Origin of the sequence: Hymenobacter crusticola (genome assembly GCF_002154225.1) — a bacterium.
In the GTDB taxonomy this organism is placed as follows: domain Bacteria; phylum Bacteroidota; class Bacteroidia; order Cytophagales; family Hymenobacteraceae; genus Hymenobacter; species Hymenobacter crusticola.
The window spans coordinates 111,953-124,724 of record NZ_MTSE01000001.1 but is presented as its reverse complement, the minus strand read 5'-3'; the positions used below and the strand labels follow the sequence as shown (position 1 = coordinate 124,724).

General features: G+C 56.7%; 6 protein-coding genes. 1 reads left to right on the top strand and 5 read right to left on the bottom strand.

Features of this window, described 5'->3' with window-relative positions:
• Positions 1-2: 2 nt before the first annotated feature.
• The 4 genes from BXP70_RS00440 to BXP70_RS00425 form a co-directional block, all read right to left on the bottom strand.
• Positions 3-2,396 (bottom strand): glycoside hydrolase family 31 protein, encoded by a 2,394-nt coding sequence (locus BXP70_RS00440; protein WP_218779716.1) that lies wholly within the window; start codon positions 2,394-2,396, stop codon positions 3-5.
• 335 nt (positions 2,397-2,731) lie between these two features.
• On the bottom strand, positions 2,732-4,360 hold the full coding sequence (locus BXP70_RS00435) for a RagB/SusD family nutrient uptake outer membrane protein (protein ID WP_086592049.1): 1,629 nt from the start codon (positions 4,358-4,360) through the stop codon (positions 2,732-2,734).
• Positions 4,361-4,376: 16 nt separating this feature from the next.
• A complete protein-coding gene (locus BXP70_RS00430; protein ID WP_086592048.1) occupies positions 4,377-7,433 on the bottom strand; it encodes a SusC/RagA family TonB-linked outer membrane protein in 3,057 nt (1,018 codons plus the stop codon).
• 168 nt (positions 7,434-7,601) lie between these two features.
• Positions 7,602-9,641 carry a glycoside hydrolase family 127 protein gene (locus BXP70_RS00425; protein WP_086592047.1) on the bottom strand — a complete coding sequence of 680 codons (2,040 nt, stop codon included), beginning with the start codon at positions 9,639-9,641 and terminating at the stop codon, positions 7,602-7,604.
• 393 nt (positions 9,642-10,034) lie between these two features.
• On the opposite strand from BXP70_RS00425, the gene BXP70_RS00420 reads away from it, so the two are divergent.
• Positions 10,035-11,063, top strand: a complete 1,029-nt coding sequence (locus BXP70_RS00420) for a LacI family DNA-binding transcriptional regulator (protein ID WP_245849399.1) — start codon at positions 10,035-10,037, stop codon at positions 11,061-11,063.
• Positions 11,064-11,082: 19 nt separating this feature from the next.
• Here BXP70_RS00420 and BXP70_RS00415 read toward each other — a convergent pair whose 3' ends face one another.
• Complete coding sequence (locus BXP70_RS00415) at positions 11,083-12,738, bottom strand: M1 family metallopeptidase (RefSeq protein WP_086592045.1); 1,656 nt, start codon at positions 12,736-12,738, stop codon at positions 11,083-11,085.
• Positions 12,739-12,772 lie beyond the last annotated feature (34 nt).

Here is a 12,772-nt window from a genome sequence, read left to right as displayed (position 1 = left end):
TATTAGAGTTTAATAGTCGTTTTTTGGCCGGCGTATTTCACTTCTTTGGCCGGGGCGTCGTCCTGGCCTAGACCGGTGCCGTGCTGCTCATCAACCAGCACTACGCGGAAGGTGCGCGCTGCTTGCATGCCCGGAAAGCTACCGGCGCGGCTGTCGAAGGTAAGCTGCCGGGCTTTGTCGTCCCAGCGCATGCGGATGGTGGCGTAGGCGCCCTTTTCGTAGTTGTACGTATCGTTCTCGTCTTCGTAAAGCGTGAACTCGCCATTGGCTCCCGGATACACCCGAATTTCGAGCGGGGCGCCGTCCTTCTCGCCGGTGTACTGCTGGCGCGGCGCTAGGGGCAGCACCGAACCAGCGCGCACGTACAGCGGCAGCACATCGATTGGGGTTTCGCGCGACACAGTCTGGCCACCGGTCTGGCGGCGACCGGTCCAGAAATCAACCCAACTGGCACCGGCCGGCAGGTATACGTCGGTGGTTTTGGTCTTCGTGAAATCGGTGGTGCCCAGCACGTTCTTGTCTGCCCGCGTCACGTACTGCGACTCCGTGACGGGCCGCACCAGAAAGGCCGGCCCGAAGAGATATTCCGAACCTAGGTCCGCCACTTTGGGGTCCTGGGGGAAGTCCATGGGCAAGGCCCGCATCAGCGTGCCGGCGGCGTGCGTCACGCCCCACATAATGGAGTAGAGGTACGGGAGCAGGCGGTAGCGCAGGTTGATGTACTTCTCCTGCGAGTCGAAGGCCCAGGTGCCCCGCTCGCCAAACTGGTAAATCTCGCGGGGCGTGGCTTCGCCGTGGGCGCGCATCATGGGTGTGAAGGCGGCAAACTGCTGCCAGCGCGTAAAGAGCTCCTGAAACGCAGGATCTTTGACGCCTTTGGGGTACTGCCCGTTGGGGAAAAAGCCGCCGATGTCGCTGTTCCAATAGGGCACGCCCGCCAGCGACAGGTTCAGCGCGGCCGGGAGCTGCTTGGCCAGCACATCCCAACTCGACTGCACGTCGCCCGACCACGTCATGGTGGCGTTGCGCTGCTGACCCGCGAAGGCCGAGCGTGTCAGGATGAACACGCGCTTGTCGGTGGTGGTCTGGCGCTGGTGCTGGTACACGCCGGTGGTGGTCAGCAGCGGGAAGGCGTTGCGCACCCGCCGAAACGAGCCTAGGGCCGTCTGGTTTTCGTCGTCGCTCGACAGCGGGTGGATCTGGTCGGGCTCGGTCGCGTCGAGCCACCATCCATCCATGCCCAGGGCGAAAATGTTCTTGTTGAGGTAACTCCAGTACAAGTCGCGCGCCGCCGGATTGAAGGCGTCGTACACCTGCACGTGGTGCGTAGGCGGCCAGGTAATGAAGTCGTAGAGCATATTACGCTGCTTCAACTCCTGGAACACCTTGGTTTTGTTGCCAAACGAAGGCCACACCGAAATGATCTGATGAGCATGCAGGGCGTGCACCTTATCCACCATGCCCTTGGGATCGGGAAAGCGCGGGTTGCCAAACTCGGTGGAATTCCAATAATCGTTGTCCTCGCCCCAGTACTGCCAGTCCTGCACGATGCCGTCGAGCGGCACCCCAAGGCTGCGGTATTTCTCCACCACCTCTAGCAGCTCCTGCTGACTTTTGTAACGCTCCTTGCTCTGCCAAAAACCTAGGGTCCAGCGCGGAAACAGCGGCGCCTGTCCCGTCAGGGTGCGGTAGCGGGCTACTACGCCATCGGCCGAGCCCTGCCCGTTGAGCAGGTAGTAATCGGCGCAGTCGCCCACCTCCGAGTCGAACGTAGTGCCCTTATCATCGTCGGTAAATTGGGTGGACGAGTAGTTATCCCAGAACAGACCGTAGCCCTTGCTTGAGTGCAGCACCGGCACGGCGATGTCCAGGTTTTGCTGGCGAAGGCGCGTTTTGTGGCCACGGTAGTTAAGCCAACCATCTTGGTGCTGCCCTAGCCCATAGATGGCTTCGCCGGGGGTGAGCCGGAACGTTTGCCGTACTTGGTAAGTGGGCTCACCTAGGTCCGTTTTGGGCGTGAAGCGCAGCCCCGCCGCCAGTTCGCTCACCAGCGGCTGGCCCTTGCTCGTGAAAAAGCTCACCTGCCCAGTCTGCGGATTTAGGCGTGCCTGCGTGGTAGCGCTGCTGACGGTGAGCAGGTTGCCTTGTTTGCCATAGCGTAGCTTACCCGGCGCGGGCGCGAGCACTACTACTAGGCTCTGCTTGTTCTTGCTATGGCCCTTCGGCTGCTTGAAGACCCGCACAATATCGGGCGAGTAGAACTGCACATCCACCGTCACCGAGTCGGTCGTGAGCGTCAGGCCGGTGCTGGTTTGCTGGGATTGTTGGGCCAAAGTCACCGTCGGTAGCAGACCTAGGCTAACCGTCGTGAGCAGAAGAGAGAGTCGTTGAGGCAAAATAGAACTGCTTATAGTCAACTTGCTTGTTTTGAAGGGCGTACGCTGGCAACGCCTGGCTAGTGTGCCTCACTACCAACACCCAGACTACCTGAGTAAGACTGCGGGCATACTGCCTGTGCAAACTGGCTTGCTCCTGCACCGTAACCTAGGGGCAACAGCATGAGCAACAGGCTAGCGGCAATAGGAAACGGACGCCTGAAAAGCACAAAGAGCGGAAGAAATTAAAAACAATAGCCGCCAGCATAGGCGCGGCCAAAGCAGCTTACCCGAAACCTCAAAAGCGCGGAGCTCGCCCAAGAATGAGTTGCTCCGCGCTTCGAGTAGCAGCTAGGTTAGTAGCCAGGGTTTTGTTTCAAGTTAGCATTGGTATTAAGTACGTTCTGCGGAATCGGCATCAGGGTGCGGTAGTCGCCATTGGGTACGTGCGAGAGCCATGACTTTTTGGTGTACACCCCAAAGCGAATCATGTCCTGGCGGCGGTGCCCTTCGGCGGTGAACTCCCACCCTAGCTCGTCTAAGAATCGGCCGTATTGAATATCGGCGCCGCCTTCTACCGGGCTGACCACGTTGTTGCGTGCGGGGCCGTATTGGTAGGTGCTGCCTTTCAGGAGGTCGGCGGCCGTCACGGTGGCTTTCGCTGGGTTGGTGATGAAGTTGCGCTGACGAACCTGCGTTACCAACGTAGCTGCTGGCCCCGATTGCCCTAGGCGTAACTGCGATTCGGCTTTCATCATCAGGATGTCGGCGTAGCGGAACAGCGGGAAGTCGTTGCTGAGGTCAATGCGCACGCCTTGCTTGAATTCAAACTTGCCCACGCGCAATCCGTCTGTCTCCAGGGAGCTCTCGATACCGGGCAGCGTGTTAGTGAATACCAGGGGCTTTCCCGTCGTAACGCCGAACACGCCCACCAGCGGCGTGCCCGACGAAGAGTACTGCTGCCCCTGAATCCAGTTCTGCTTCAAGCGGTTATCATCTGGGTCGTACGTGCTGATAAACTGAGGAATCGCACAGATGCCTCCGCCCCACATGCTGCCTTGCGCATTGTACGTCTGCTGGTTTTGCGGCTGTAAGGTTTGCATGTGAATTCGGAACCCAGTGGCATACACCTCATCAAACGGAATGGCAAAGATGATTTCCTTGGAGCCTTCATTTTGCGTCTTGAATACGTTGGCCTGAATAGGTTCCAGAGAGTATTTGCCGGAGTTGATGACAGCGTCGCAGGCAGCAATGCACTTCACCCACTCGGCTTGTCCAGTGTATACCTGCGCATTGAGGTATACTTTGGCTAGTAAGGCTTGAGCCGCCCACTTATTGCTAAAGCGCCCGTAGGTAGTCGCGTCGGCTACGTCGCCGAGCAGGGGTAAGGACTCCGTTACTTCCTTGACAACGAAGTCATATACCTGTTTGCGGGTGTTCTGCTCGGGCAAGAAGCCCGCTGGCACATCGAAGCGGTCTACAATCGGCACGTTGCCGAACAGATCGCACAACATGTAGTAGTACGAGGCCCGTAGCACGCGCAGCTCGGCCACAAGCTGCTCTTTGCCGGTCGGTACGGGCACTTGGCCCGATTCGATCTGGTAGAGCACGCGGTTGCAGTTGGTAATGCCGGCGAATGACTGCGTCCAGGCGTCGCGTGGGGTGGCGTCGAGGGCCGTCCACTTGTGCTCGTGCAGGCGTCGGTACGAGCCATCGTCTACCCAGCCGTTGGGCCGGCCCGGCGTTACGGTTTCATCCGTCGAGGTTTCGTTGATGCGGTAAACCCCATTGAATTCCAGGAACAGTGGGCGCCACGTGCTGTAAGCAGGACCAATGAGCGCCTGCAAATCTTGGGACGTGGGCGTAAACTGACTTGTGACAATCTGGTTGTAGCTCTCGTCGTCGAGCTTGGTGCAGGCATTGAATAGACCTAGCGTAGTAGCCGCCAGTAAGCTAACACGCAATGACTTAGCAGTGATTTTCATGATAAGAAAGGGCGAGTTAGAAGGTTAGGTTAGCACCAAGGGTGAAAGTGCGCACTGTCGGGTATCTGTCGCGCTCATCATTGCCGGGAGCTAGGCCGACGCGATTCACCTCAGGGTCGATGCCCGAGTAGCCGGTGATGGTAAAGGTGTTAAGCGTGGACACGTACACGCGCATGTTCTTGATGTACTTCACCAAATTCGGCTTAAAGTTGTAGCCCAAGGTGATGTTATCCACCTTCCAGAAGTCGCCGTCTTCGATGTAGTAGCTGTTGTATTCCAGCGGCATGCTGGTGCTCAGCACGGCTTTATCGAACACTTTATCATAGGCGGTGCGGAGCTGGTTATACTGCGTCACACCGGTGTTCTCGTAGTACATGCGCTGGAAGTTCAGAATCTGGTAGCCAAAGGCCCCGCGCATCGTGATACCTAGGTCGAGGCGCTTGTACTGAAAGTTATTGTTCCAGCCGGCGTAGTACTTCGGCAGGCCATTGCCTAGCACTTGCTTATCGTCTTCGCTGTGCGTGAACTGGTTGTAGGGGAGCCGCTCGCCCGTTTTGGTTTCGTAGATCCACTGCCCATCATCCGTCACATCGACCACCTTGTAGCCGTAGAAGTTACCTAGCTTTTTGCCGACTTCCACTCGGTGGGTGTAAGTCTGAATTGGCTCGCCCGTGTACCCCGTATTGAAGAAGTTGTTGGTGAGGGTATAGAGGTCGTTAGTGAGCGAAACGAGCTTGTTCTTGTTGTTGGAAAAGTTAAAGCTCGAGTTCCAGACAAAGCTTTTGGTTTGTACCGGTATCAAGTTGAGCAACACCTCAATGCCTTTGTTTTCCATGGACCCTACGTTAGCCGTAGTGGTGGTGAACAAGTTGGGTGGGGAAGGTACTTGGTAGTCATAGAGCAGGCCGTTGGTGCGCCGGATATAGTAATCCACGGTGCCTCCGATGCGGCCTTTAAAGAAGGAGTAGTCAAGGCCTACGTTGGTTTCGTGCTTCTCCTCCCAGCGCAGCGAAGGGTTGGGGTTGCTCACAGGACTCAAGGTCTGCACCCAGGTGCCGTTCGAGAGGAAATAGCCCGTGTAGCCGAGGCGGGCGACGCCCAAGAAGGATGCATTGGGCGCCGTACCTGTCACGCCGTATCCAGCTCGGAGCTTTAAATCATCAAGGAAGTCTACGCCTTGTAGGAAGTTCTCTTGGTTGATACGCCAGCCCGCCGACACGGCTGGGAAAGTGCCCCAGGGCTGCTCGGCACCTAGAAAACGTGATGAAGCCTCGCGGCGCACACTAGCTAGTAATAAGTACTTCTCCTTGTAGTTGTAGGTTACACGGCCGAAAAAGCCTACCAAGTTCCATTGGTTTTTATCGCTGTACATCGGCGCGCGGCCTAAGCGCAGGGCATTGCCAATGCCAATGTTGTTATAAGTAAACAGATCGGTGGGGAAATCCCAGTTTGACTGGTAATAGTTCTCTGACGTGTTCTGCTGATAACTATAGCCACCTAGCACTGAGAAACGATGTTCACCGAAACTGCGGTTGTAGGAAGCCGTTAGCTCAGCCAATTTCTCCACTACCTGGGTCGTGCCGCGAGAAGCATAGCCATTCAGGCCATCGCGTAGCGTGGATGGGTGTTGCTTGGTCTCAGAGTACCCCCGTACTTGGTTGTAGCGAGTATTGGAAACCAATGCTTTCAGCTGCAAGTTGTCAACTGGTTCCCACACAACGCTTCCATTCAAGCGTGTGTTCTGATACGTATTCAGACCATCTGACTCGTATAAGCGCGAAAGTGGGTTTTCGTAGTTAAACAGCGATAGCTGTTGCGCATAGGTTCCATCCGGATTGTAAATGGGTGCCGTAGGATTCCGAATAACGGCTTGCCGGTAAGTATAGCCATTGAAGGCGCGTCCCTCGCCAAAATTACCACCGTCAGGAATGCCAAAATTACCACCATCTACAGTAGCCGTGTAGCGGTTGTTGCTATTCAGGATACCTAGGTTGATCTTCACCCGCCCATTAAACATGGAGTGGTTGACGTCAGCGCGGCCTGTAAACGTGCGGTTGTCTGACTTCTGGAAGATGCCCTCGAAACCGCGGAAGTTACCGTTGATGAGGTAGTTGGTTTGCGCGTTGCCACCCTTGAAGGTTAGGTTGTGCACGTGAATCAGCGGTTTCTGGCTGATTTCCTTGATCCAGTCGGTGCTGGCTCCTTGGTCGGTGAAGGCCACGCCACTGGCTAGCTTCTCCCGGTACTGGCTGGCGGTCAGCATCTCGGGGCGGCGCGCAATGCGCTGGGTGCTCACGTAGCCGCTGTATTCAATGGTGGGCTCGATATTGCCTTTCGGGCGGCGGGTGGTGATGAGGATAACCCCGTTGGTGCCCCGCGTGCCGTAAATAGCCGCGGCTGAGCCGTCCTTCAGCACATCAATCGACTCAATATCTTCCGGGGCTACCGTGTTCAGCGTGCCCGGAATACCGTCGATTAGCACGAGCGGCTGGGTGCTGGAGTTTAGGGTAGCCGTACCGCGCAACAAGATCTGGCTGTTGGCAGTGGGGTCGCCGCTGGGCGTGCTCACCGTGAGGCCCGCCACTTTGCCTTGCAGCAGTTGGCCTGCGTCTTTGGTGGCACCTTTAATAAAGTTTTCTTCCTTTACGCTCGCTACGGAACTAGTCAGGTCGGCGCGGCGCTGGGTGCCGTAACCCACTACCACCACGTCGCCGAGGGCTTTGGTGTCGGGTTGCAGTGTCACGTTGATGACGGACCGGCCACCAATGGCCACTTCTTGCGCGGTAGAGCCCACAAAGCTGAACACCAACACCGCGTTGTCGGGGGCGGTAAGTGAGTAGTTGCCGTCGGCGTCGGTTTGGGCGCCATTGGTTGTACCCTTCACCACTACGTTCACACCAGGTAGGGCTGAGCCTTTGTTGTCAATCACCCGGCCTTTGATGGGGCCGTCCGCCTGGAACATGGGCCTGATCAGCCGGGTAGCCGCCAAGCTTCCACTGGGCATTGCCACCGACATTCCGCAGAGAGAAGCCGCCAGCACTAAGCTATTAGCATGAGGTAAGGGAATTTTCATACGCAAAGCATTAAGGGGAAAAGGATGAAAGACAAGGCGATAGTTTGCCTGTTGAATACACAATCGATTGTGCAGTCGAGAAGCGTAAGGAGCAAGCACAACCAAGCAAGAGGGAGAAGCTAGGTGCTGGTCTGTAACAGCACAGTACCTAGCTCCCAAGGGCTATTTTTATTTGTTGACTACCGCTTCGGTGATAGGCTGACTGATGATATCAACGTCGGTCACGCGCTGGGGAAACCACACGGTCATTTCGCCTTTGCCGCGGTTAGCCCAGGCATAATAGGGAATAGCCGTCATGGTTTGCTGCACGGTGCTGATGGAGTTGTTGGCGGCATCCACCTTCACGGTGGGCACGGTGGCGGTTAGCTCCATCACGCCGTTGAGCACATCGGGCTTGTAGGTAGTGGCAAAGGCAGTGGTGGCGGGCACAATGAGGTTGCTGGTCTTGCCACTATTATCTTTCCACTCAGCGCAGTAGATAACCGGGCCGCGCTGCAAGGCTACTTTGTCTAGGTCATCTTTTACCTTTGAGTTAGCTACCACTTGGCGCACTTCCATGGGGAGCGTTACTTCTACCACGTCGTTTTTGCGCCACTTTTTGGCAAGCACCGCGTAGCCCTTCTGCACGGTGTAGGTCACGGGCTTGCCGTTGATCTTGATGGCTACTTTCTCCTGCGAAGGCGCCGCGAAGGTGTACAAATCCGACGGCATGGCCTCGTTGCGGGCCCAGCCGGGGATGCGCACCAGCAGATTGAAGTCGGAAGTAGCGGCTGGGTTTACCGTGAATTTCAAACCGCCGTCCCAGGGGTAGTTATTCTGCTGGGTGAGCTGCACCTTCTTCTTGTTGACAAGCAAATCGGTGCTGCCGCTCACAAACAGGTTGACGTACACGTCATTACCTTTTTGGGCATACACGTAGCCGGGCAACGAAGGGAACAAGCGGGCTAGGTTGGTGGGGCAGCACGAGCATTCAAACCAACCCGCACGCGCCGGTTCGGTCTGGGCGAAGCTGAAGCTGTTCTTGATCTGCATGGCGTTGGAGTAGAAGAAGGACTTGCCATCCAAACCTACCCCCGACAGAAGCCCGTTGTAGAGCACCTTCTCCATGATGTCGGCGTACTTGGCGTCGCCGTGCAGCTGGAACATGCGCTGGTTCCAGTAGATATCGGCTACCGAGGCGCACGTTTCGTTGTAGGCAGTCGTGTTGGGTAGCTCGTAGTTGCCCCCAAATCGTTCGCCGCCGGGCACGGCACCCGTGCCACCCGTTACGTAGAACTTCTTGGTTACCATGTTGTTCCAGATGCTGTCTACAGAAGCTAGCATCCGCTTATCGCCGGTGAGGGCGGCGACGTCGGCCATGGCCGAGTAGAGGTATTCGGCGCGCACGGCGTGGCCGATGGCTTCGCGCTGGTCGTACACCGACTCGTGGTCCTGCCAGTAGGAACCGTTCTTCCACACGTCCTTGCTCTTGGGGTCGTAGCCTTTGTATTGGCCGCGTGCTTCCAGGAAAAACTTGGCGGTGTTCAGATACTCGGGCTTGCCCGTCACGCGGTAGAGCTTCACGAGGCCCATTTCCACAATTTCGTGGCCAGGCGCCACGCTGCGCTTGCCAGGGCCGAACACGGAGCACACCAAGTCAGCGTTCTTGAGGGCGATGTTGAGCAGGTTTTTCTTGCCAGTAGCCTGATAATGAGCCACGGCCGCTTCGTAGAGGTGGCCCGAATTGTAAAGCTCATGGCTTAGCTCACGCTCTCTCTCCCAACGCTCTTTGCCGGCCCACGCGTGTGGGTGTGCCGGATCGATAGTGCGGGCCGTATAGAGGTAGCCGTCAGGCTCTTGCGCGGCGGCTACTTTCGCAATTAGGGCATCCACGTAAGCACCTAGCTTCTCGTCCGGGTACAAGCTCATGGAGTACGACGCACCCTCGATGGTCTTGTAGATGTCGGTGTCGTCGAAGGGGAAGGTGGTGGCGAACTTGCCTTGCTTCGCGGCGGCCATTTCGAAGTTTTTCACCCGATTAGTGGCCTCACAACGCTGAAATGACGCCGGAATGGTCACATCGGTGTTCGTTTTGAGGCGCGGCAGCCAGAAGTTATCCGTCAACTTGACTTTCGTGAACGATACCGCCTGAATGGGGTAGTCGGTGTGCTGAGCCAAGGCGGCAGTCGTCAAACCCAACGCTAGGGTTGTAAGAACGAGCTTACTCATGCGTGCAAAAGCGAAAAATGAGAAATGATGTAGGGGCCAGCTACAAGCGGCAAAGGGGCAGTAGGCAAGTAGGGCCGGAGCTGAAGCCGTTCTAGTAGAAGCACGGCTATTCTTTGGCAGGGTCTTGTACAAACATATCAGTTAATAATACATTGCGCAAACGATTGAGCAAAAAATTTAGGAAACGATTGTGGTAGGGCGCTAACCGAGTATTTAGCTTAACAAACGATTGAGTAATTCAAGCTCAACAGAGAAGTTTGGCCATCTAATAGGACGCTATTAGTATTTGATCATGCCTGCCTAGCTAATACCAGCCTAGCTAAATATTACTTAGGTTTACTTAGGGAGATGTTACTATGCTTTCTCCTGCTGAACAATACAATAGGTTTTATCTTGGGCAAAGAGAAAGAGTCGAAGCCAACTTCGATAACAGATTTAGCAAAGCAACTAGGGTTATCGGTATCTGGCGTTTCGCGGGCGCTGAACAATGATCCGCGCATTAGTGCGGCTACCAAGCAACGGGTGCAAACGCTAGCTCGGCAGCTGAACTACCAGCCCAACCACCTAGCGGCTGGGCTGCGCAAAGGCAAAAGCAAGTTATTGGGCGTGATCGTACCCTACATCGATGGACGCTTTTTCGCCGTCGTTATTAAGGGCATTGAGTTGGCGGCTAGCCAGGCTGGCTTCAACGTTATTATCTGCCAATCAAACGAGGACGTAGCGCACGAGCGGCAGAACATCGAAACGCTGCTCAGCGCGCAGGTAGAAGGCATTTTGGTGTCGTTGTCGCGCACTACCCACGATTTTGCGCACTTCGAAAAGGTGCAGCAGCGTGGCGTCCCGCTGGTGTTCTTCGACCGGATTCTGCTGGGTACGGAGGTCAACGCGGTGCTGCTCGACGACTATGCGGGCGGCTTTCTTTCCACCGAGCACCTCATTGAGCAAGGCTGTCGACGCATCGGGCACTTCGCCGGACCCCAGCATCTAGGCATCTATAAGCACCGCCGCCAGGGCTACCTCGATGCGCTGCAAAAGCATGGTTTGCCAGTAGCGGAGGAGTTGATTGTGTACTGCGATACCATGACAGTGGAAACGGGTCGGCAGGCCATGCAGCAACTCCTACCAGCGCGCCCCGACGCCATTTTCTCCTCCAGCGATGCCGCCGTGGCCGGGGCGCTGCAAGTGTTGGAAGAACAAGGTTCACGCGTGCCGGAAGACGTGGCCTTGACTGGCTTCAGCAACGAAATGTTCACCTCCCTAACCAAGCCTAGGCTCACGTCCGTGGATCAGCGGTGCGAGCAGATGGGCGAAGCGGCTGTGCGCTTGTTTTTGCAGCTGCGCCAAGAAAGAGGCAATGCCCCACCCCAACATGTGGTGTTGGAGCCGGAGCTACGCGTGCGGGCCTCCTCCCTGCGGACCTAGCCCGTTCACGCAGCTATTGTTAGTCGATCAGCACGCCGATATAGTAGTTGAAGGTATCGACCTCTAGGTTGTCTTTGGTGAGGCCCGCAATGCCGAGCGGCTTGAAGGCGTTGGTGGGCGTCACGAAGCGGTATTCGCCGCCCTTTTGCCGCACCCGCACGGGCATGGCAAACCCCGGCACGTCGGCCACCCACCGACCTAGGGCCTCGCCCTTCTCGAAGCGCACTTCCAGGGTCGGGATGTTGGGGTGGCGCAGGTATTGGTCGTAGATTTTGGTGAAATCCTGGCCGCTTTGCTGGCTGATGTAGTTGACCACCTGCGTGCCCGTAACGGTTTGGTGGTAGAAGGTTTTGTTGAGGCCGCGCAGAATCTGGCGCCACTTCTCGTCGTCGTTGATGATGGTGCGAGTCATGTTCAGCAGGTTGCCGCCCTTGGGGTACATGTCGCCGGAGCCTTTGTTGTTGAGGTTAAACTCGCCGATGATCGGTCCGTCGTTGACGATGCCGAGGCGGGTACCGTGCACGTACTCCTGGCCGGCTTGCTTGCCGTACTGATTTTCCACGAACAGGCTTTCCGAGTAGTTAGTGAAGCTCTCGTGCACCCACATATCAGCTAGGTCCTTGCTGGTAATGTTGTTACCGAACCACTCGTGCCCGCTTTCGTGGATGATGATGAAGTCCCACTTCGAGCCCCAGCCCGTGCCCGACAAGTCGCGGCCCCGGTAGCCGTTGCCGAAGCTGTTGCCGTAGGCCACGGCGCTCTGGTGCTCCATGCCTAGGTGCGGCGACTCAACCAACTTGTAGCCATCTTCATAGAATGCGTACGGCCCAAACCAATGCTCCATGGATTTGAGCATGGGCTTCACGTTGGCGGTGAACTGCTGCTTGGCCTTGGCTAGGTTCTCCGGCAATACCCAATAATCCAGCGTCAGCTTGCCGTTTTCGCCTTGGTAGGTGTCGCCGAAGTGCTGATAGTCGCCCACGTTTAGGGCCACGCAGTAGTTGTTGATGGGGTTGCTCACAAACCAATCGAAGCGGGTGTCGCCACCTTTCAGCTTGGTGGTTTTGCGCAGCCGCCCGTTCGACACGTCTTTCAAGCCCTGCGGTACTGTCACGCTGATGAGCATGCTGTCGACTTCGTCGGCTTGATGATCTTTGGTCGGCCACCAAATGCTGGCCCCAATGCCCTGGCAGGCCGAAACAACCCACGGCTTGCCCTGCTTGTCTTGGCTGTACACGAGGCCGCCGTCCCAGGGCGCCCGTTTGGCTTCGGTGGGGTTGCCGGAATATTGGACCGTAAACTCATCCTGCGTGCCCTTGCGAATAGGTTGCGGAAACGTGACAAACACCGCATTCGCCTCGCGCGTGAACGGCACCGATTTGCCCTTGTACAGCACTTTATCCACAGCTAGGTTGGCAAACAGATCAAACTGCAACCGCGTGAAATCCTCCGTGGCCGTGAAGCGGAACAGGTTGGAACCGCTGATAAACTTGCGGGCCGGGTCGAGCTTCACGTCGAGGTGGTAGTAGTGCAAGTCGTAGCAGGTGCGCAGGGGCGTGAGGGCACCGCGCAACGTATCGGCCCGGGTGAAGGTGAGCGGGGCCGGTGTTTGGGCGGCAGCCTTGCCCAGTATTCCGGCGCAAGCCAGCAGTAGGAAAGCCTTTTTCAAGGACATAGAGTCGTTTTTGGTTGTTGGTTTTGCAGATAAG